Annotated in this window: 13 protein-coding genes and 6 pseudogenes; 5 read left to right on the top strand and 14 right to left on the bottom strand. The window is 40.2% G+C overall.

What is annotated here, in order from left to right:
• Nucleotides 1–4: 4 nt before the first annotated feature.
• The 4 genes from AB4503_RS00325 to AB4503_RS00310 are packed head-to-tail and all read right to left on the bottom strand — an operon-like array spanning nt 5 to nt 5,326.
• Nucleotides 5–409, bottom strand: coding sequence for a GNAT family N-acetyltransferase (locus AB4503_RS00325; RefSeq protein ID WP_229648112.1), 405 nt, complete (start codon nt 407–409; stop codon nt 5–7).
• Between the two features lie 2 nt (nt 410–411).
• Nucleotides 412–3,237, bottom strand: a complete 2,826-nt coding sequence (locus AB4503_RS00320) for an AMP-binding protein (RefSeq protein ID WP_229648113.1) — start codon at nt 3,235–3,237, stop codon at nt 412–414.
• 3 nt (nt 3,238–3,240) lie between these two features.
• A complete protein-coding gene (locus AB4503_RS00315; RefSeq protein ID WP_229648114.1) occupies nt 3,241–4,542 on the bottom strand; it encodes an aspartate aminotransferase family protein in 1,302 nt (433 codons plus the stop codon).
• Between the two features lie 10 nt (nt 4,543–4,552).
• On the bottom strand, nt 4,553–5,326 hold the full coding sequence (locus AB4503_RS00310; protein WP_229648115.1) for a hypothetical protein: 774 nt from the start codon (nt 5,324–5,326) through the stop codon (nt 4,553–4,555).
• A gap of 389 nt (nt 5,327–5,715) precedes the next feature.
• On the opposite strand from AB4503_RS00310, the pseudogene AB4503_RS00305 reads away from it, so the two are divergent.
• From AB4503_RS00305 to AB4503_RS00295, 3 genes and pseudogenes are all read left to right on the top strand, one after another.
• Nucleotides 5,716–6,207: pseudogene (locus AB4503_RS00305) on the top strand (transposase); the annotation flags it as partial.
• 249 nt (nt 6,208–6,456) lie between these two features.
• Nucleotides 6,457–6,945 (top strand): PadR family transcriptional regulator, encoded by a 489-nt coding sequence (locus tag AB4503_RS00300; protein ID WP_102428398.1) that lies wholly within the window; start codon nt 6,457–6,459, stop codon nt 6,943–6,945.
• Between the two features lie 174 nt (nt 6,946–7,119).
• Nucleotides 7,120–7,299, top strand: a complete 180-nt coding sequence (locus tag AB4503_RS00295; RefSeq protein ID WP_016800071.1) for a hypothetical protein — start codon at nt 7,120–7,122, stop codon at nt 7,297–7,299.
• A gap of 601 nt (nt 7,300–7,900) precedes the next feature.
• Here AB4503_RS00295 and AB4503_RS00290 read toward each other — a convergent pair.
• Nucleotides 7,901–8,050, bottom strand: a pseudogene (locus tag AB4503_RS00290) (transposase); the annotation flags it as partial.
• A gap of 960 nt (nt 8,051–9,010) precedes the next feature.
• Here AB4503_RS00290 and AB4503_RS00285 point away from each other — a divergent pair.
• Nucleotides 9,011–9,370, top strand: a pseudogene (locus AB4503_RS00285) (hypothetical protein); the annotation flags it as partial.
• 13 nt (nt 9,371–9,383) lie between these two features.
• Here the strand turns inward: AB4503_RS00285 and AB4503_RS00280 are convergent.
• From AB4503_RS00280 to AB4503_RS00265, 4 genes and pseudogenes are all read right to left on the bottom strand, one after another.
• Complete coding sequence (locus AB4503_RS00280) at nt 9,384–9,614, bottom strand: hypothetical protein (RefSeq protein ID WP_016800070.1); 231 nt, start codon at nt 9,612–9,614, stop codon at nt 9,384–9,386.
• On the bottom strand, nt 9,615–9,980 hold the full coding sequence (gspS2, locus tag AB4503_RS00275; protein WP_016800069.1) for a type II secretion system pilot lipoprotein GspS-beta: 366 nt from the start codon (nt 9,978–9,980) through the stop codon (nt 9,615–9,617).
• Nucleotides 9,937–11,062 (bottom strand): annotated as a pseudogene (locus AB4503_RS00270) (alanine/ornithine racemase family PLP-dependent enzyme). The gene gspS2 and the pseudogene AB4503_RS00270 overlap by 44 nt, the downstream one beginning before the upstream one ends.
• Nucleotides 11,059–12,264, bottom strand: coding sequence for a DUF1611 domain-containing protein (locus tag AB4503_RS00265; protein ID WP_017103259.1), 1,206 nt, complete (start codon nt 12,262–12,264; stop codon nt 11,059–11,061). The pseudogene AB4503_RS00270 and the gene AB4503_RS00265 overlap by 4 nt, the downstream one beginning before the upstream one ends.
• Nucleotides 12,265–13,350: 1,086 nt before the next feature.
• Between AB4503_RS00265 and AB4503_RS00260 the strand changes: the two genes are divergently transcribed.
• Nucleotides 13,351–13,536 carry a hypothetical protein gene (locus tag AB4503_RS00260; protein ID WP_017103258.1) on the top strand — a complete coding sequence of 62 codons (186 nt, stop codon included), beginning with the start codon at nt 13,351–13,353 and terminating at the stop codon, nt 13,534–13,536.
• A 1,009-nt stretch (nt 13,537–14,545) separates the two neighbouring features.
• Here the strand turns inward: AB4503_RS00260 and AB4503_RS00255 are convergent.
• The 5 genes and pseudogenes from AB4503_RS00255 to AB4503_RS00235 all read right to left on the bottom strand — a co-directional run.
• A pseudogene (locus AB4503_RS00255) lies at nt 14,546–14,782 on the bottom strand (recombinase family protein); the annotation flags it as partial.
• Nucleotides 14,783–14,873: 91 nt separating this feature from the next.
• Nucleotides 14,874–15,134, bottom strand: a pseudogene (locus AB4503_RS00250) (resolvase); the annotation flags it as partial.
• A 125-nt stretch (nt 15,135–15,259) separates the two neighbouring features.
• On the bottom strand, nt 15,260–16,174 hold the full coding sequence (locus AB4503_RS00245) for an AAA family ATPase (protein WP_017103257.1): 915 nt from the start codon (nt 16,172–16,174) through the stop codon (nt 15,260–15,262).
• Nucleotides 16,171–17,196, bottom strand: coding sequence for a hypothetical protein (locus AB4503_RS00240; RefSeq protein WP_016800063.1), 1,026 nt, complete (start codon nt 17,194–17,196; stop codon nt 16,171–16,173). The genes AB4503_RS00245 and AB4503_RS00240 overlap by 4 nt, the downstream gene beginning before the upstream one ends.
• A gap of 3,596 nt (nt 17,197–20,792) precedes the next feature.
• A complete protein-coding gene (locus AB4503_RS00235; protein WP_371996046.1) occupies nt 20,793–21,224 on the bottom strand; it encodes a GNAT family N-acetyltransferase in 432 nt (143 codons plus the stop codon).
• Nucleotides 21,225–21,251 lie beyond the last annotated feature (27 nt).

Genomic DNA, 21,251 nt, shown 5'->3' with positions numbered 1-21,251 from the left:
CCTTTTAATGGTCTGTGCCTACGTAAACCCACATAGGTTTAATATCTGCAACATGAAAGCCAAACTTCTCGTAGAATCTAAATGCTTGATTATCACCAAGTAAAACTTTTTGATGGAAGTGTTGGTATTTTTTCATGGTCTTGCTCATCAATTCACTGGCAATACCTTTCGATTGATACTCTGGAAGTACTAACAAATGGCTCACGTACACAACTAAATAGCCATCGGAAATAGTTTTTACTAGACCGACCAAGCGTCCTTCTGAGTAGGCGCAGTACAGTGTGTGAGCCCCATTAAGGGCGAGCATAAGTTCATCAAGTTTATGTGCCGAACTCCAACCTACAGATTGATAAAGTTCAAAGACATCCTGACGTTCAGGAAGAGTATTACAGGTGTATTCAATTATCATTATCAGATTTCCTTTAAGTTTCGATGTAAATAATCATTATCAATAAGTGGCCAATAATGCGCTGATTTTCTCGGTTCTAAGTGCTCACTAGATTTATCGAACAGGTGCCACTGTTCGTTTTCGTTGGCACTCATCAACGCATCAAGAATCAAAATATCGTGTTTCTCCAAGGTTGAAACCGATGATTTTGTGATTATCTGATCAATAATATTTTGGGGTTCTTTGTATTGTATAGAAACCTGACTTGGAAGAAGGCTCTCAAGCAGATACCTAAAATCGACTTTTTTACTAGGATAAAGAGCCAATATTTGGGGGGGATAAGAAATCTCTAATTTAGAATTAAAGATTGAGACTATCGCCGAGCAAGCTACATCGATTGGCGTATAAGATACATTACCATGGTTGATAACAAGTTGGTTTAGCGACTTAAAGACACGTAAAGAGGAAACTAATAAAGAATTGCTATTCGGCACTTTATATTTGTCTGATGGCATCAATTCCCCTACTCTCGAAATCGATACTTCTATATTAAACTTAGTGAGTTCTGTGACTCGCTTTTCTCCTTCAAACTTAGTCTGGGCGTACCCACTCACTTCAGCGCTCGAATTATTGTTTATCAATTTTTCAACAGCCAGACTCGACACGTAGTGAAATTTACGTGCGTTTGCACGAAGAGCAAATTTGCATACTTCTGTTACACCTTCTGCGTTAGTTAAACGTAATGCTTCTGAGCTCTTGTTTAAGTTAACGACTGCCGCCGTATGAAGAATATGAGAAGTATGAAGAGCCAACTGATCATACCTTTCCGAAGATAATCCCATCTTATCTTGCGTGATATCACCAGCTACGACTGTTACACGCTTCCAATCAATTTGATTCTCAATTTTGTACTGTTTTGCACAATCAATTAACCTTAACTTTGCGTTTTCGTCAGAACTTGCTCTCACCAAACAAGTTGCTTTATGACTACTCTCTACGAGCAATTCACATAATAAATGAACCCCGAAATAACCACTTGCTCCAGAAATAAAAACGGATTCAGTAAATGATAGGTGACTAACTGGTCCTGAATACATTTCAATATTGGTCCTGAATTCTTTAGTCGAGCTACTGGTAACCGAAGATTCCAATTCACTAATCGTTAATATACTGGCTATGTCTTTAGATGAGATCCTTTTCCCTAGCTGTTTTTCAATATCTATGGCTATGCAGAGCAGATTGATTGAATCAATCCCTAGTTCCTCAAAACTCTTTTCTGGCGCGATGTCAGAAGAGACACAATAGTTGGACAGAATATTAACAAGTTCGGGGATAAGGCTGCACTCTGCTTCAGTGTCCTTGAAAAGCTTCAGAAGACTGGCTCTCTCGATCTTTCCGTTGTTGTTTCTTGGAAAATCATCTACTTTTACTATTCTTTGGGGTATGAACTCCGAAGGTAAACTTTCAGACAACGTTTGGCGTACATCTTTTTCATCTACGGCCGAACTCCCAGTTACCACCGCCAAAATTTGTTTAGAGTTAGCATTTTCATCTACGGCGACTTTAGCGCATGAAATGCTTGGAATAGCCTCGAGCGCCATTTCAATTTCTGTCAACTCAAGACGAACTCCATTCAATTGGACCTGGCTATCTTCTCTCCCATGGAAAAATAAGACCCCATTCTCAAGGCTTCCTATATCACCCGTTAGATAACAGGGTTCATAATCGCCTGAACTACGCCTAATACTTCTAAACTTGAGAGTTGTTAATTCTGGAAGACCAAGATAACCGAGCCCTAAACCAACACCTAACACAGCAATTTGTCCCAAGACACCTGGTTTATTTATTTCGTTGAGTTGGTCGTCCAGCACTACATAACTAGTGTTGGCTATAGGAAGACCCAGTGGAACACTATTCTCCTCGTTCCCGTTAAAGTGATGAAACACGAAGCCAATGGAAGCTTCTGTTGGTCCATATGTATTAGTGACTTGGATCCATGGACACAATAACCTAATAGTTTTTATCAACTTGAGAGATACCTCTTCTCCCCCAACAAGAATATTCCTAAAAGACTTAAAGTAGTCACTCCCTCTGGCCCTAGAAGCCATATACTGTAGATAAACCCCTAAAACAGAAGGGACAAAGTCTGCCATTACAATCTGCTCTTCCCTGATAGTATCCAATGTTGCTTGTATATCAAGAATCCCTTCTCGCATTGGAATAACTACTTTGCCACCAGTCGTTAACGGCCACAACAATTGCCAAAGTGATGAATCAAAAGTATGTTTGCTATTTTGTAAAACTGCATCACCCAGCTCAAGTTGAAAAGCTTTGGACATGACGTCAAACCGGTTGGCTAACCCTGCATGCTGATTTAGGCAGCACTTTGGCTCGCCAGTGGTTCCTGATGTAAAAAAACCATACGAGATAGCTCCAGGTTCAGGTAATTCAAACGTAATATTCTGGGTTGGCAAATTTACAGTATGGTCGTAATATATACTCGTCTGACAGGCATATTGCTTGGTAGTAGCTATAACTATCTCGGAATCAATAGTCTTTAACATTTTGGCCATTCTGGCCTTCGGGGTATCTACATCTAAGGGAACAAAAGCACCACCGGTCATCCAAACCGCCAACAATGAAATAACATAGTCAATTCCCCCTTGTGAAATAATAGGCACAATAGTTCTTGGGGAAAGACCAGCTTCTAGTAACTCACTTGACAATTCCTGAGCATGGCATATTAAATCAACGTAACGTATGCTTTTACTACCTTGTTTAATCGCTACAGCATCAGGGGAGAGTTGAGATTGATGTAGTATTTTTTTTAATACAATATTAGATGACATAACTTACTCGTGGCATATGGTGTTTAAATGAAAGGCTATTAATTGAGCTAACTCAAGTATTTGCTGCTCCGTGTGTTGACTACAGAAGAACAGTGGCTCTTCTATCGTTGGTGGAATTAAATAGCCCTGCTCACAGAGTTTTTGATGTAGCGAGGAAAAAATGGTTTGATCTTGCTTCTGGACGTCATCCAAAGAGGTGAGATTAGTCAACGACTCAACAAGTATTAAGCTAACCAATGGTCCTTTCTTTACAACATTGAAGTTGATACCGTACTCTTTAAATTTGTAACTCAACTCTCTTGTAAAAACGTCAGTAATCGCGTCAAGTCCTTCATAGACACTTCCATCTTCTAATGAGCGTAACGTACTAATCCCTGCGGTCATTGTCAGTGGATTCCCAGCGAAGGTCCCACCTTGGAATACACCACCTTCATTACTAACTTGCGCCATAACAGAATCTGAGCCGCCATATGCGCCAATTGCTAGACCACCACCTATTATTTTGCCAAATGTTGTAAGGTCTGGATAAATTCCCAACTCATTTGAAACCGGACCAAACCCAAATCGGTATCCAGAGACAACTTCATCAAAAATCAGCAGTGAATTTTGTTTAGAACATAATACTCTCAGTGTTTTTAAGAACTCTATTTGCGCTGGCACTAACCCCATATTAGTGGCAACGGGCTCAATGATCACTGCAGCGATTTCATCACTGTACTGGCTAAAAATCGATTTAATCTGCTCTATATCATTATATCGACAAGTAATTGTGGCGTTTTTGAAACTTGAATGTATGCCGTCCGTGCCGAAATTATCAGAAATTTCCTTCTTATTAGCACCACTTAATATAGTGTCACAATGACCGTGGTACCCACCGGAAAACTTCACCACTATTTGTTTCTGTGTAATCCCCCTAGCTATACGTAGGGCAGTCATTACAGCCTCAGTACCGCTGCAGGTGAAACGAACTTTGTCTATGTGCTTTGAAGAGTTAACTATTATCTTTGAAAGCTCAGCTTCACTCCTATGAGTTAAGCCAAGTACCAATCCCCTAGATGCCTGCTCTTTGATCGCGTCAACCACACAATCGGGTGAGTGACCCAGCAAACAGGGACCTAACCCCATTATAAAATCGACATAACGAGTACCCTCAGAATCCCAAATATATGAACCACTCGCTTTATCAGCTATGATCATTGGCGTGGTTACTTCAGAGAATTTTCGCCCTGGTGAATTTGCTCCACCCGAAATGTAAGTGGCGAGCTCCTTGATAATAGTGTGACGTGATCTGTTACTGTGCTTCATAATGTCGTCCCTAACTATAGATATCTAGAGTTGTCTCAATGGACAGCTCTCTTTCAAGATCACTCGTTGAAGCCCAATCCATATTAACGATCAATCGACGTGAATCTTTTGTCAGAGGGTGCACTCTGTGTAATGTCGTTCCGGATTTGAAAAAATAAAAACCGCCCTTGTTGAAATGATAAGACTCAATGGCATTATTAGTAATGACGTCATAAACCGCGGGATTTTTTTTATCCCACTTAGTATTATGAATACATTGCGTGAACCCACCACACGACGCGTCCGGAATATCAATTAACCAAACAAGACCGAAACTGAAATCGTCCCAATGCCACCCATGAGTATCACCTTTCCGCTCAAGTAATGAGATTGCAATTTGCTCATCTTCAATTGGGCATTGGTGAACGATTTCACCAGCTATATGTGAGAGAAAGCGTCGGAATGGTCTAGAATCATAAATGGCGGCAATTAAAGGCGAATTTTCACGGCAGATGGTATTTCCTACTGTGATCATGTTACGTTCGGTATCCGAAGTTTCTTTGACAACCAAACTTTTTCGCTTGCCATAATGTTCCACTAAGTTTGATGCTTCCTCACTCAATTCAAGCCACAAATTTTCTGGCAGTATATCGGCGATGCAAACCAGAGGCTTTTTTGAAAATTGGGATTGAAGCTTACAAATATCTGCTTGAGTTAAACTGTCTATAAAATTCTGAAAAGCAGCGTCAATCCTTGATTGTCCATATTGCATGATGAATGTATCCTCATAAATTAAAGTTTTCATGCTAGATTCGAGTTTATAAAAATCAAAGAATAACGCTTAAATTCCGTTTTTTAATGAGGGAAGATAACTATTTATCCAAATTTATCTGCAAATGAATAAACAATTTATTACGTCTGAAAAATATACCTTTGCAGTCATCTCTTAAGGCGCGACCCAGAACAACGATAACAATACAAATATAACTAGTTGGAGTTTCCACTCAAATATCCTTTGAAACTATAATAATGACTAAAATAAATGTGACGACTGTAGTCATCTTGATAAAATGCTTAAAACCCATCAATTAAACAATTAATTTATGATTTAATTTATTCCCCTCGGTTTTTTGCGCAACTCAATGGAAATAAGTCAGCAACCTATGATCTGAGCAACTACATTCACTCTCCTTCTTAGCCTCATGGATTGATGAAGAGACGATAAGCAGGTGGGCGCAAAGCAAACCGAATAAGCGCGGGAGACCACGTCGGTTTAGTGATTTAGCTCTCACGACAGCGCTCATGGTGAAACGCGGCCACTGAGAGCGCTACAAGGATTTATCGACTCGATATTTAGACTTGCCCATGTTCCATTAAGTTGTCCGCATTACACTTGCATCAGTCGTAGAACAAAGCAAGTTGAGGTCTCATTTAAGACTAAAACGAGAGGAGCAATACAGTACCTAGCCATTGATGCTACTGGCCTTAAGGTTTATGGCGAAGTTCTTCCGAACTTACTGAAACAAACACGTCAAAGCACCCTTGAGGTATCTGGTGATGGCGCTTACGACACGAGATCGTGTCACGCTGCTATTAAGATTAAGCGAGCCGTTGCGCTTATTCCCCCCAAGAGAAGGGGCAGCCTTCTGGGAGCGTGGCCATCCTAGAAATCTCGCAATGGGCAGCTAGAAGTTATACGGCTCAAATAAATATTGGAAAGAGCGGTATGGTTACCACAAAGCCTATCAACAACTCAAAATCAAAAAACGGATAATTATTAATTATTAATTACCCTTCAACCTCTTGCGATAGCTGACAAGAAGAAGCATAAAGACGTCAGGTTAATAATCGCCCCAATAATGATGAAAGTCGTTTCACTTAACATCTCAGCGCATTCAAGCCGACCGCATTGTAATAATTGAAGGAACTAAAAAGATGTCACTACGTTACGTCATATTGACGTATTTAAATGAAAACCCCCACTCAGGTTACAGCGTCACCAAAGAAATCAACAAATCCCATTATTGGAGCGCCGTCCTACAGCATACTTATCGAGAGATTAAGGTATTGCACAAAGAAAGATGGATAGAAGCGCATGCGAACTGTGCTTCAAAAGGCAACGCTTTCACTATCACCGAACTTGGTAAACAAGCGCTAATTAACTGGCTATCGACACCGGTGGCCACCTGTCAGCATAGAGATTCGTTTTGTATAAAATTGATGAATCATTCTCTCGCACCAACAGAATTAAGCCGTGAGATAGACCTCAGCATCAAAACCACCCTCACGGTATGTCAATATTACGAACGAACCTTGAAACAACCGCAATTAAACGCTCGTCAAACCCTTATCCTCAAAAAGCGACTCGCAGAAGTTCAATTGAATTTGGATTGGTTCCAAGACATCCAGAAGACCTTGTTTTGAAAACGTCCACTCAAAGCAAAGTCGTTAAAAAAGAAATTGACCACATCGCCAAATACATTACACCTCAAGTTCATTCTGGCCCCGTCAAGCACGCACCCAGAATGAACTTGAAGAGAACGACATCAGCCAAAATATTAAAATAGTGGGATTGATTCATAATAAGGAGAACACCTCATGGACAAAAGAACCGTACCAGCCCATCAGCGCATGGAAATACCGCTTAAACCCAACCACGCCTTACCATATCCAAGTAAAACCGTGCCAGAAAAATTAAAGCAGCAGACCAAAGTTCGTCGCCGCATTGAAGACATCCTTGAAGCCCAAGAATTTGATGCGCTTTGGAAGGATGGGTGAAATAGAAGACAATAAAGCACGGCCGCTTTGTCGCGTAATTCAGTTGAGAGACCATTTTTCACCGTTTGATATGCTTTTTAATCAATACGACAGGTTTCAGGCATCCCAAGCTTCTACAGCGCTTTGAGCATGTCTAAGTTTATGAAAGTAAACGTTTGTGATAACCAGACCGCTGTTTCCAATACTTATTGGAACCGGACACCTCCGGGCAACCAGCCGCGAGATTTCGGGAGGGGGATGAGCTCAAACGCGAGTTTAATCTGAATTGCATAGTAACAAGACCTCGTGTCATAGCGCCATCGCCAGATACCTCTATGAGACTTCGGCGTGTTTATTTGAGTAAGTTCGGGAGCACTTCTCCACCGGTAACATTAGATAAACTTAACTCAGCAGCAAGGATTTCCGGCGTCTTGGTATCGACCGCTAAGTGTAACTTTCGCCATACTCTAAGCTTCCCATCTGAACAAGGTTTTTTACTTCCTACTTACCTTCACCATAAACCTTGATGCCTCTCTACTCAATGGCTAGGCACAGCATTGCGCCTCTTGCTTTTGTTTTAGATGAGATATCTACCTCTTTTGCATGGCGAATGATACTTTTGTTATGTGGGCAGCTCAACGGAACATGAAGCTAGCCTAAATATTGAATCGATAGACCCTTGCAGCGATCTCAATGGCATAGAGAAGACTCGTTTCACCATTAACGCAGTGGTAGTAATAACTAAATCACTGAATCGACGTGACCTACCACGCTGGTTCTGTTTGCTTTACGTCCCCCCACTTATCGCCTCGGGACCTATCAGAGCTAATAGGAACTAATACAGGTAAAGGAGACCTCTTTTTATTTGTACTGCAATTTATCTAACTCATAATTGTCCGTGCGACCTGAAGTCGTATGAAGCGTTGTTCACCACGCAGAGTGAACCATCTGTATCACCAGATGACCCTAAGAGCCTGAATAAAGCAGCGGCTCTGACAACGTAACGAAGCTTGGTCGTTAGGCTGTGCGGGAGCAAAATCGTGAGAGGATGTTCCTCCTGATAACCTCAAAATCGGGTGAGTGCTAGGGAGTCAATATGATGAATGTAATGTGAATCCATTTAAGGCGCGTTATGTGATGAAACAGCGGAAGTGGTTAATACGCTGTAGCCAAAAGGCAACGAGAGTCGGAAAGAGATTGGACAATGCTCTTTCGTGGTCATTGTACTCTCCGCACCATTGTGGGCATCTAAGTTGACATTTTTACGCGACATACGGAACAGGGTAAGCCTGTATACCTCCCTATGGGAAAGCTACCTGTGAAGGTGGCCGATAGGTATGCAGGTAAAGGAGGTTAGAGAAAGCAAATGCCGCTTTGTAATGAAGTGGATACAGGTTTATATCTGGCGCGAAAGCGAGCTGACTTCTAACTGGTCTCCCGTTGCGAAAGAGTTTGAAGAACTTTATTGAAGAAGAAAAGCAAATGATGATTTCGAATGAAATTAGTGCATCTTCTTACAACGAACCGTGGTCTCTCAATTACTGAGTGCTCATTGGCGAGGTATTAAAGCTTCAAGTGCGTATCGCAAAGGTAATTAACACGAAGAGCTAATGTTGCGATCAACTTTTGGTCTCGCTCTAGTCCTATAACGATTTAATTACTGGGTGCTTCACTGTGCCTTTGTGGAGGCTTGAGCCGTATGCAGTGAAAGTTGCACACGGTTCTGAGGAGGGTGGCACCTGGTAACAGGTGCCGTCTATCCGACATTTCCTTTCGGCTTGAAGAGATTTGGCGGATCAAAACCAAACTAGAGATTGATAGTAGTTGGATGTAGCTTGCGTTACTTAACTGAGCCATTCTTGATAACAAACTAAGATCGAGTGATTTTCTCTACTTCCGGGGTTGCGAGGTCTCTTCGCAAAATAGGATATTTAGCCGTGTTAAGCAGATTCAGAGAAAAACAGACCTTGAAGTTCAATTTGAGAAAAAGACAAGAACTCAACAGAGTCTCATGAAATGGATTTTGATGACTTCCAACAGCCAGCAATTTTCTTTTCCAAGCCAAATGCGAAAGCAACAACCGATTAAGTATATACAGGCTTAAATTAAAAGTTGGAATGTTCGATTTTCTTCTTTGATTTGTAGGCTTTCATTGAAATTTTTAAGACAAGTTGTTCTTGTTTCGTTGAAATGAGCTGCTTAGTTAAAGCTTTGTGGTGTAGGTCCGTGATAAAGTTTTTTTCCCAAGGCGTAAGGCGGTCAAACCTTAATAAAATAGTGTCATTTAGTACATTGAACAACTCGTATTGGCTTTTATCCATTCGACTGCTGAGCATTCAATTAGAGCACTTAGCTAGAGAAATGACGTTAAGGCTTTCTACGTTATCATTTTTGCCTAAGGTAATGATTCGATAAGAGACCCCCCTCTCTAATAGTGGTCTTATTTCGATGTTGTCACAAAAACTAACGGCGACTTTTTCTACTAAGCTGTCCATATTCAAAGTTTTCTTTTTTACGAAAATAAGAGTGACACTATTGCCCTCTGACTGAGCATTTACGAGTGTGATTGAGCCTAACTCTTGTGGCAGTTGGCTTGAGATAACCGTCGCTCTATAATCGGCAAGCCCATTAGATTTTATTGGGCTTATCTGACAACCGTTAAGCATGACACTGACGAAGAAAATTACTGTTGTTCGTAGCATTATGCGCTTCTTCTCCCTTTAGGTGCCTTAAAATATTTATGGATATAACGTGAAGACATAGAAGATAAGAGCGCACTGTAATCTAAACTGAATGTGACTTTTTCCCCTACAAGTAGTGGTTTCTGTGAGGATTCAAGGACAAAGTGATCGCTAGTTGAAGACATGATCTTAATCCCATTCGGAGCCTTAAGCCCGCTGACACAAACATCTTGGCGGCCTAATGCCAGAATAGCTTGTGATACCTCCCCTCTATCTTGAAGGTTTTCTTTTTCACCAAAAGCATTTAACCCCCGACTTCCCCAAGGCAAAGTCGGTTTAATCTTGGATTCAATCACTTCAGCGGTCAAAGAAACCGCATCCGTATGTAAGCCTTTGATATTTTCGTGCTCTAAAGGCTCACAGCCTAAAAAAATTGCTTCTCCTATACGAAGGTTATTGACTCGAGTTAAGCCTGTTCTCTGAAGAGCCCAGTTAACTGAAGCAGAATTACCCCCTGAAATAATTTCTAGATTGACCCCAAATGTAGCTTCAATTCCATCGGCAAGATCAGAAAGAATATTCATATTTTGTTCATTTGGAGCGACGCCATACCGACAGGCTAAATTCGCACCAATTCCTTTTATCGTGATGTTCGGTAAAGAAATAATCTCTCGGATAAAATCAATCACGCGATTCGGCATCACACCTTCTCTGAGATCGCCAAGCTCAACCATAATAATGATACCGTGACGGCAATTTTGTTGTTCCGCTGCATGTGAAAGCCTCTGAATTACTTCAACTTCAGAATTTAAACTCATATCACTGTATTTTATTACACTCGCCACTTGACTTAGCATGGGCGTACGTATCAGCATTTTAGGGATAGCAATGCCTGATTCAGTCATCTTTTGAAGGTTTTCCATTCTTGAATCGGCTAACATTGTTGCGCCAGCATCAATAAGAACTTGTGCGATGATAGGGTGGCCGAGGAAGACTTTTGTTACAGGTGTAACGGATATATTTTTTAGTGAGAGCTGAGTGATCAGGTACTGAGCGTTATGGTGAATCTTCCCACAATCAATGTCTAATCTAGGGCAGTTCACCCTTTTGCGGCCAGTTTTCTTGCTATCATAGGGAAGGCTGACGTTACGATGTGCAGTAGATGTTCGACAGGCTGTGATAATGCATCAGTAACCGGTATACCAAATTCGGTAGTGTAGCTGTCTATCGCACGACAGGTTTCATCTAAAGACATATCTTCATGATTCAGTGTTAGTCCAATAACATCGGTATTAGAAAACGTTTCGATAAGATTGATTTCTGAAGCAATCGAAGGCATTGGGCAATCAGGAAAATCACTACGATATAAACGTTTAGGAGCATGTTGCAATATCACACCCGCTGGACAACTGCCACGTAAGATAAATGCGCTGGTTGAAAACGCAGGATGACTCAAGGCTCCTTGCCCTTCAATAATAATCAGGTCCGGATTTTCTTTTTCATAGGCCTGTACAATGACAGATTCCAACTCACCGGCACAAAATTGTGAAGGGACAGCATCGAGTGCAACGCAGTATTGTGCGCCTTGCATAATACCTGTTTGACCAGTGGCAATCAGAACGACGTTAAGGCCTTTTCTAGTCAGTTCATTCGCCAATATTGTTGCTGTTGTTCGTTTTCCTAGCGCGCAATCCGTCCCCATTACAGCAATTCTCGGACATTTAACGTTGTGTATTTTGCCGCTAAACGTTTTCAGATCGCCTTTACTTTTGGGTTTGCGAGTATCGAATATTCGAACGTTATTCTTTAAGCTAGCTTCTAAAAATAGAGGATCATCAGTTAGGAATTCATGCAAGCCATTTACGATGTTCATTCCTAGTGACATGGCATTTAAAATGATGCTTTTATCTAAGTCAGATAAAAAACCACTTGATGGCGCAATGCCAAAAATGAAGTAATCGGGAATGCTTTCCGCGTGAATGATAGCTTCTTCAGCATTGGCAAGGATCGGTATTCCATTGGCTTTGTTATCAAGTACTTCTCCAGCATCTAAGCCGGCAGATACACTATCAATAACCGATAGAATACGATAGCTTAATGAATGCCTCACTAGCCCATTAGCGGTTTTACCATCAATTTCACCGAAATTACCTTCGCAATATATAATTGCCGAAGGGATGACAGGTTTCACTTTCTGAGCAAGTGGTAGGCAAGGAGCAATATGAGTTACATTGTAGTTGGTTTTGAAATTTTCAATTCTAGTGAATTTGAAGATGTTTCTTAACTTTTGGGTTGAAATGGACATAATTAAAGCCTGCGGTGAGGCTTAGGAGGGCAACTAAGGAGTGCCGAGATGCGAGTTCGGAAAAGAAAAGAAGTCCCTACTAAGCGGTAGGGATAAAAACCAAGGTAACACACTTACCAGACTATTGTTGGTTAATATTAAGACACTTCTGCGTCTATCACTTTGAAAATTAGCCCTTACTAGAGTGAGTTATCGCCCGAGAATCGACTCAATTAACATCCTAATATCAACACAGATACCTAAACCGTTCAACTTCCTCATCAGTACGTGTTGGCATTGCTTTGATAAGTCTTCCTCTGCGCTTGGGAGCTCGTCTGTTTAGGTTTGGATGCTCTCACTTTTCGATTTTTAGGTTTACTCATAAACTGACCTGATAATATTCCACGAATGACTTCCCCTATCGCCTCAGAAGATAGCGATACTTGCGCATCATTCACATGGGCAAACGAAGCGTTGACGGAATACGCTTATGACCTAACAACTGCGGTGCCATTCATCATTTTTGACAAAAGACCATCTCAGCCCCGTCACCTCTTAAATTAGACAACCCATTAAAAGGAGCAATTTTAGCACCTTAAAACGATTTTAAGCTGCTTTGGCTCTTCCATACTTAAGATGTGTGATTAAGCTATTTTTTACGGTTTTGCTTAATGCCATCACAAGGATTCTCCATACAAGACGCTGCTGAACAGCATACTTAAAAATAGAACGAAGCACATCAAGGTTACGGTTGGCAGCGCCAGCCTAAGTCAACTAAATTCATCAAATCAACGTTGTACATGGTATGAATCAAGGCTACTGACGGGATAGCACACAAACTCTGGCAATAAATGTCTTTTCAAGGCACTCCTTGCTGTCCCTATCGAATCAAATTTCCATGTCGTGCACACCATAAACCATACATGACTCCTTAACCAATTCATCAAATTTATTGCAGGATTATTAGACAAAAAATCCCTTTATACAGAAACCAGTTCCAACGTGTTCCAATCTTAGCCGAGTGGTTAACTCGCGCAGCTCAAGAATCTACCTTACCGCCTTTTGACCACTTTTTTCTTAATTCAAAAAGAGTGGCAAGAGTTGAAAATGGCGAGTTGGCTACATAACTGTGGAAAAATCACGACACCCGAAGGTGTGGTCAAAAAAGCAACAAAACTGGAAGCGATTTATAACCGGATCCACGAAGTAAGAATACGCTTCAAGCTTCTTAAACGTGAGGAAGAAATTACGAAATTGAAGTCTTTGGTGCAAGCGTATCCAGTTGGATGGTGAAAGCAACTAATAGAAAATTGTGAACAGTTGAATCAATATTTTTAATTTTTAGCTCAGCTTAATTTGGGAGCAGAGTTTATCACACCAACTGAACCTAATATCGTCTCACGAATGTGGACTCTAACCTTAAGTAAACAACTCGGTACATCTTCAGAAGAAATGAAGCAGTACACGAAAAAAGATAAATACCCAGCCGAAGCAATATCAGGCGAATAAAGGATAAATGCACAACTTAGGTATTCAGAGCGGCACGTTAACAGAGAAAGAACGGTTTATCATCAACGATCACATTGTTCAAACCATCCATATTTTGGAGTAGCTACCGTTCCCACGACATATTCGAAACTTGGCAAAAATTGCGGGAGGCCACCATGAGAAAATTAATGGTAAGTGTAACCTATGGGCTTAACGGGCTCAGAGATGCCTCTTACCACAAAAGTCATGGCCATTGCCGATCTCTTTGAAGCGTTGACCCTGCTCTGTTCGCTTTTTTTTTAAGTTCGAGGGTTTGTAAACGTCTTACTGATGACTATTTACAGCCTGAGCAAATTGATGAAGTAAACATTAACGATTATTTAACGTGATATCGACGTTAAGAGCCTGTTCCTAGTCGTCATAAAGAGAAGAGGCCGATACGCGAACGTTGTTTCTCTCGTCCTTTCTACTTTCTTCGCAAACGTAATCTTCTCGCATCGGCTCAAAACTTGTTACGCCGTCACAATATATAATCCTGACACCTTAACCTAGATTGCCTTCTTCTAGTCTTATGGAGTCGGTAGATTCGAAATCCTTAACGAGCACCTCATGTACCTAAACCGCCTTTACGGTGGAGTCAAAATCGGTCGAATTCACCTAGATATGTCTCGGCGGATCTTGTGGGACAAACTGTCATGCGGCCTCCTAAAAACTGCATCGAACATAAAAACAAAACCCAGTACACTTAAACGTCCCCTCAACCGTTTTCATGAAACGTAAAGCTGGAAAAAACAAGCCCTATTTTCGTGCCAACCCCCTCATTACAGCGCTGCAAGATGTGTTTTCTTTCCATCTTGGTGGTGTAAATGATCCGGCCTACATAGCTATTGAGCTCCAAATAGCACAAATCATGAAAAACCAAACCGGCTTTCTTTTGCGCGAGCTGAGCGGTAATTTGCAATGCATCGATGGTATTACGCGCCATTCAATCGACTTTGGTAACGTGAATAATGTCCCCTTCCCTCGCAAAGCCCAACAACTGGTTTAGCTGTTAAATTTGAACGTCGGACGTTTAGTCTTGGGTACTGACACGGACATAGACAATTTTCATGAAATAAGCCTAGAGTAAAACCAAATTTGGCGCCTAGTACTGTTGCCATTATCCGACACAGCATTGAACCATCCAGTTGCAAATTCTGATTAGCAATATAGACGATGATTTTATTTTCCATGCTCACTTAGAGTGCTTTGAGCACTTGTGAGGTAAGACGTGCAATACGGCTGACTTCTACAAACACCAAATTACCTATCCCAACCTTTTTGGTAGAGTCATAGAGCCCGTGCTTTTAGTTTGCTACATATTGGTTGTCTGAAGAGACTCCTAAATATGCGTAGTTCACCATGTTTTCACCTTAAATAAGATTATCTAAGGTAGACAAAAAAGTGAACGGATATAAGAAAGTGCGAACAGAGTCAGACAAAAAGACAGCACCGAAATTCGGTGCTTTTTGAAAATGTGAGAGCTAGCTTACAAAACGTCTCTGAGGTTTTTACGCTCTTCAATTTCTTCTTGTTCCGGGATAGTTCCAGGCAGCGTAATTTTTTTTGGATTTTGCTTAATACTTTGCACCGATCGAACAGACTTAGACGTCTTGGATTTCAAACTGAATACCTGTGGATTAATCGTAAGGTTTTGTCTTACTTCAACCGCAAACCCTTGATTTTCATTTTCAGGTAAATAATTACTCTTAAGGTACTTAATCGACAGGAAATCCTTGTTTCTCTTTAACGTAAATAAGCACTTTGTTAATCGCATTATCGACGTTAAACCAGCCCCAGATGCCATGGTAATTTCTTGATTACCACGAATTTCCTCTTTATTCACATGATGAACAAGCAATAAACTAGCGCCTGATTCACTGGCAAGGCTTTGGAAGACATTTTTGATTAAGCGATCGTGTTTGACTTCCTCACAACGGCCTATTGACTCAGTCACGGTGTCTACTATCACTAAATCGAATTCAGAGAAAATTTGTTTGAGTTGTTCTAAATACTGCTTATGTTCTACTTTTTCTTGTGCAGAGCTGTCGGGCGGGATCACTATCGGTTCAATGTCCGTTAAAAAATGTAGATTTTTTTTTAGCTCTGACTTAATGGTGGCAGTGCAATTAACCAGCTTTTCTTTCATTCGAGATTGAATCACGCCAGCCCCGTCTTCTGAACTCAGTACCAAGGTTTTAGCCGGTTTGTCGGCCGCGCTCATCCCTAGTAAAGACATTGAAGAAGCGTGTTCCATCGCAATACAAAGTGCAAGGTGAGATTTACCGACATTCGGTGCGGCAATCAACATACCTACATGCCCTTTGAGTAAGCCTTTTATACTGAACTCTAGGCTTTGGCTCGCAGGTGAAGACATCAAGCTATCAAGAGATTGAGTAATCATGATTTACCCTCCCCAATATAAAAGATCTGTATACCATTACCAACATCGCGAAATTGAAGACTAAAATCTTTTTCAATTTGCACGGCATTGGCCAACAAATCTTTTCTTAGATCGCTCCGGAAGCTATGGCTGACTTTAGAAGCAATAGACTGAATGTAACTATCGAGCGCCCATTCAAACTTTTTGTTATGTAAAAATTCTGCTTTGTGCGTGGTAATGTATTTTAAGAATGAGCGAACTGACGGTTTACTATAGTTGGTCATTTTGTGTTGTTCTAATCGATAATAGTAACCATGGTCGCGTATCGCTTGTAGCAAGCGCATGTCTGGCACTAAGAATACATGGTTAGTTAGATTCTTACTGTTTTTACGGCCGGTTTTGAATTTACTTCGATCACAATAGAAACGGTAATCTTGCACAAATTCTAAGGGCTTTTTGCCTACAACGTTCTGTTCTTCATCGAGTTCATTAATCACCAAATGAGCCGTTGCCAATTGAGTAATACGACGCTCAATTTGATCGTAGTTCGGACGAGTTGTCGCCATTCCCATTCGGGTTGCTAGCTCATACATACTCATCGATAAAACGGTTGCATCCCGGTCAATAAAAGAGTCGAAACCATCTTGTTGAGTGTCAGAAATATCACCATCAGAAATGGTTTGATATACTTGGGACCAATTTAAACGAGATCCCGCTTCATAAGAAGCATCGTCGAGTTGAATAGTTTGAGCATAGGCCAGCATAGTCTCGAGGATATCGCGATGAGGTTGTAGGAGATAATCTACATGTAGATCAACCCTGAAGCTTTTCCCATAGCTATTAATATTAACACTCTCTAATGGGTGATTTGGATCTGTACCACCACTCTGAGCAATTTGAATCAATTTTGACTGCATCGTTGAAGTCAAACGAGAAGCAGGATGAAAAATAGTTGCTCGAGAGAAAAGAATCGATGAGATAAACCGATTTTTTCGGTCTTCTTCATTAATAACCGTCAGGCTAGAGTTGGATGATAACGTCATGATCATTACCTAAGAATGAGATAGTATCATTTTAACAGATAACCTTACTTACCTCATCAACTTCGGTAGATGTCTATATTATTTCGGTAAATATCTATAGCTCGTCACATAAATTATGTATAAATATCGGTAAATAACTACTTTTTTCGGTAAATGTTTAGTTACTTCGCAATGATCAAACTATGTATTTAATTCATAATTTATCTAATGCTTTGATCGTTTTATAACCAATTTAGGTTAATTATCATAAGTTAACTTAAATTAATGATCTTACCTTTTTTTTAGATCGGCTAATGTTAATACTAAAAAATCTTATTTCGGTAAATGTTTATATTTTTGATCGTTTAATATCAATATAAAATCGGTAGATGTTGATATTGAATCGGTAGATGTTGATATTGAATCGGTAGATGTTGATACATTTAGATGAACTCTAAGAAACTAGAAACTTTAGGATCTAGTTTCAAGATATACCAACTTCACTTAGGCTCAGTCGGTAACCCAACAACTAACATCAAATCTCGAGAGATTTTTGATGTTAGTTGTTGGGTAAATGTTAGTTCTCTAATAATTTTATGTCTTACTCTTAATGTTTAGCTATATTTTTTACCAATTGCATGTAATTGATAAATGGGTTGGGTTTGTAGTGGTCTAATGATCTTAGGTACTAAACTAGGTGGTAAATCGCTACTATTAATGCGGGCTCTTATGGTGAAGATCTTTTTCGTTTTTTAGATCATCCCAGGCTGTAAATCAGTTTCATGCATTACTCGTCACTGCGCCTGACTGAATTAAACGAGCTTGCTATGTCTCCTCGATTTTTTATGCAGTCAAACCTATTTATCATTTAAATCTACTTACGAAAAGTTTCTCTCATGCGAACTAAAGAAAGAGCTTCAACATTAATGGAACACTTTGGTGTGATCATGTGTAGCTGCGATATTGTTGGTTACAGCATGTGCTAATCTACAGAGGTTAGGCAAAGAGTTTGCATTTACCTAACCTCTTTGAAGTGAGTTCGTTACAAACTTCATCAGGAAAGACATCCTGACACCGATGACAGTAGTTTTGATAGAATGAGAAGGATCCTAAGACAAAACTATATGTAGCGAAGAGAAGCAGAGGGACTTTCGATAAGAGAAACACAAAGATTTTTGAAACGCTATATCGTTTGTAAATTTCCCTCCATTATATTGAAAGATTTTTCAGTTATGATGTAAGTATTGACATGGGATCGTCAATGCTCCCATGGAGAAGTTATTCATAAATTTGAAAATCGAGTGGACACAAGCTCAGCCGCTATTACCTGATGAGCTACTACAATCGGCAATAGCCTCCTCAAGCAAATGATGAGGCCTATAGATTTAGGATTGGACAAAGGTTGATTCGTGTTGTGATGAGTTGTGTGTGTTGAGCTCTGATTATATTAATGACAGTGGGATTAATTTGCCTTGGGAAGAACCTTAAGTGCCAACGCCAGAAATCAAATATTACGAACTCTCGAATTTCAAAGGTTAAGTCAATAATTATAATTTACCGCCCCTTTCTCTCACTCTTGGATAGAAATTGGCTTCAGAGGCTATTTCTACTATCGTCCCTGAGAAGATTAACTTTAAAATCGACTTAAACCTTGTTGCGTAAATGAAATCCAACTTTGACGAATGTGTTCCTGAAGCTTGCTCTGAAATTACTGATTATTAAATTGAAATTGTCGGTAGGTGCTGTTCCACTCCACAACCGAACAAGCTCGCGAACGTTGTAGGAATACCAATGTCATGCAACCACGCTAACTTTGTAGCAATCTTTATCAACCCTTAGATGGGAAATTACGTTTATCGCTTAATTGGGCTTTATCTTTCTTTAGAGGCAAGAGTATAGTGGTCCAATAAAATTGGTCACGGTTTTCAAGACAATCAATCGTTCTGAGCCAATGAGTGTCAGAACACCATTATACTGATATGGCCTAAGTTGGCTGGAATATCTAATTATGTATTGGATGATTTTTTGAGTCTCTGCAAAGCTGCGATAATTTATTGCGGGAATCCACTTAGTATTTAAGCTTCTAAAAAACGTTCGATTGTCGCCTACTCCCTGCAATTTTTTCGTCGAGATAAGTTTTTTATCTGGAAGCACCGCAGTAATTGATGATACTTTCCACTTATTTAGTGACAGCCTTGGCCGCTGCGGTCCATGATATTTTTAGGTTTCCGACGAGCTTGTAAGCCATCGATAAACTTTATCTCTTGTCCGACTGTTAAACTATCAGCAGAGTCGTGGTTTTTTTAATATTTTCCCCGTCTTGAAATATGTTTATACATTGAGGACTAATTATGACCATCCCAAATAAACACTACGTTAAGAGCACTCAGCGAGATTACACACTAGGCTTTAAATACAGGTTGTGGATACCATTGAAAATGGAGAAATGGATTATTTAGTCAGTTCAAGGAAGAGCACGATGCCGAAATCACCGAGGGCGGCAAGAAGCCTTCGAAAAGAAAGTAAGCGTAATTAGGGCTTGTTCGTTACGCGATATTTATCTTTAATGTGTATATCAGAGAGAAAAATTGTCAAGGTGAGCTTGCACTAAGGCGCTTCATGTCTCGACTAGGAACTCACAAGCTTCACTTCTCTTACTAAAACCTCAATTGATAGCTAAAGGAATAAAGCTGGGCCGCGATGTTTAGTTTAACTACCTTCAAGAAGAGCGGTTGCTGGTTAAGCCAAAATGGAGCTACACCAAAACAATGAAAAAGGCATTGAATGAAAAAACATCCGAATTTGGTAAAATAAATGTTTTCTTCAAAGGTAGAGGAGTTTTTGGTGAGCTACATGACTTATGTTCAATCTGATGAGGGCGTTCATTAGTTGTCATTGTCAACGGACGCCTTCATTCGTAAGATGAACAGGCCAAATAATATGTATGAAAAAACAAAAAATTCCGTTACAGGCTTGCTAAAAATCGTCAACCTATTTAAGACGAGATACCTTCTTTTAAAATTCACGAATTTCTAGTTGTTCAGATGTCATAGGTGAGGCATTAGGGCTTTCTCTCGTAGATCTGTCTAGCGAATAGCAGAACACCGCTTAGCTTTAATTTCGATGTTTGAAGCCACATATGCCAAGCAGATGAACTGTTCTCTTCTAATACTCTCCTACCCTGCCCTCCTACCAGTATCCAAGCACAATGTAGTGTCTCAGTCACACCTTAATTACCGGTGTGATTTACGCTGTGGTATCGACGCTTCATGTTGCTATTTTTTTCTGGTGCAACCGACATATAAAAATCGAGGTCCAAACTCCTTGGTTACTCGCTGTCTCGCCTTTACTTTGGTTTGGGATAACCAGGGGGCTTGGGGCAATTTATAACTGGTGACCGATTGAATACGTTATTTTAGCTTGGGTCGGAGTGGTGTGTGTTGTCTTTTCGCAACTCACTGGCAATATTAGTTTCGCCCTTTTCTTTTTGATTGGGTATCAAGAAGGTTTGATGGGCTTTTATAGAAAAACAGCTTTAGATTGATTTGATTGTGGGAAAATTTGTCAATGCTCAGCCTGAGCATTGACAAATTTCATGGTTTTTTGAAAGATAATGATTAGTGTGCTGATTTGTATTTTTTCCAATAATCAAAGCTGTTGAGTAGGGCAAGCTCAATACCTTGTTCATGGTATTTATACGACACATAAAATCGTTCGATGTAAGCGTAGAAAGATGGGAGACGTTGTTGGAGAGCCGGCCTTTTTTTAGGAGGATGGACACTAACCATTAGGTAACCTATGACTTGTTTATTCTTTTTTGTTTCAGCGACAAAAAAATAGATATTTTTATTGTTTAGCTTCTCCTTCATCATTGATTCCGTAAAAAGTAGATCAATGATTCTGATTTTACTGAAATTGTAATCACTTAAGCTGTATTCGTTCTGCTCTCTCTTGTAATGGCTAATTTTACTGTGGCTGCCTGTTAGTTGCTCGTGACACAGAGCATTGATAGAGGATATGTCGTTGAGCGTCGCTTTTCTTATTAACACCTTAATCTCCTTTTTCCTGTTATCTTT

Source organism: Vibrio sp. 10N.222.55.B11 (assembly GCF_041473705.1).
GTDB lineage: Bacteria > Pseudomonadota > Gammaproteobacteria > Enterobacterales > Vibrionaceae > Vibrio > Vibrio crassostreae_C.
The sequence above is the reverse complement of the archived record's forward strand: the minus strand, read 5'-3'. Positions and strand labels throughout refer to the sequence as shown.

Coding starts and splice junctions, on each gene's coding strand:
- AB4503_RS00265 (WP_017103259.1), bottom strand. CDS start 12,264: ATGTCCATTTCAACCCAAAAGTTAAGAAACATCTTCAAATTCACTAGA.
- AB4503_RS00310 (WP_229648115.1), bottom strand. CDS start 5,326: ATGAAAACTTTAATTTATGAGGATACATTCATCATGCAATATGGACAA.
- AB4503_RS00300 (WP_102428398.1), top strand. CDS start 6,457: ATGTCACTACGTTACGTCATATTGACGTATTTAAATGAAAACCCCCAC.
- AB4503_RS00295 (WP_016800071.1), top strand. CDS start 7,120: ATGGACAAAAGAACCGTACCAGCCCATCAGCGCATGGAAATACCGCTT.
- gspS2 (WP_016800069.1), bottom strand. CDS start 9,980: ATGCTACGAACAACAGTAATTTTCTTCGTCAGTGTCATGCTTAACGGT.
- AB4503_RS00280 (WP_016800070.1), bottom strand. CDS start 9,614: ATGCTCAGCAGTCGAATGGATAAAAGCCAATACGAGTTGTTCAATGTA.
- AB4503_RS00325 (WP_229648112.1), bottom strand. CDS start 409: ATGATAATTGAATACACCTGTAATACTCTTCCTGAACGTCAGGATGTC.
- AB4503_RS00240 (WP_016800063.1), bottom strand. CDS start 17,196: ATGACGTTATCATCCAACTCTAGCCTGACGGTTATTAATGAAGAAGAC.
- AB4503_RS00245 (WP_017103257.1), bottom strand. CDS start 16,174: ATGATTACTCAATCTCTTGATAGCTTGATGTCTTCACCTGCGAGCCAA.
- AB4503_RS00315 (WP_229648114.1), bottom strand. CDS start 4,542: ATGAAGCACAGTAACAGATCACGTCACACTATTATCAAGGAGCTCGCC.
- AB4503_RS00260 (WP_017103258.1), top strand. CDS start 13,351: ATGGCGAGTTGGCTACATAACTGTGGAAAAATCACGACACCCGAAGGT.
- AB4503_RS00320 (WP_229648113.1), bottom strand. CDS start 3,237: ATGTCATCTAATATTGTATTAAAAAAAATACTACATCAATCTCAACTC.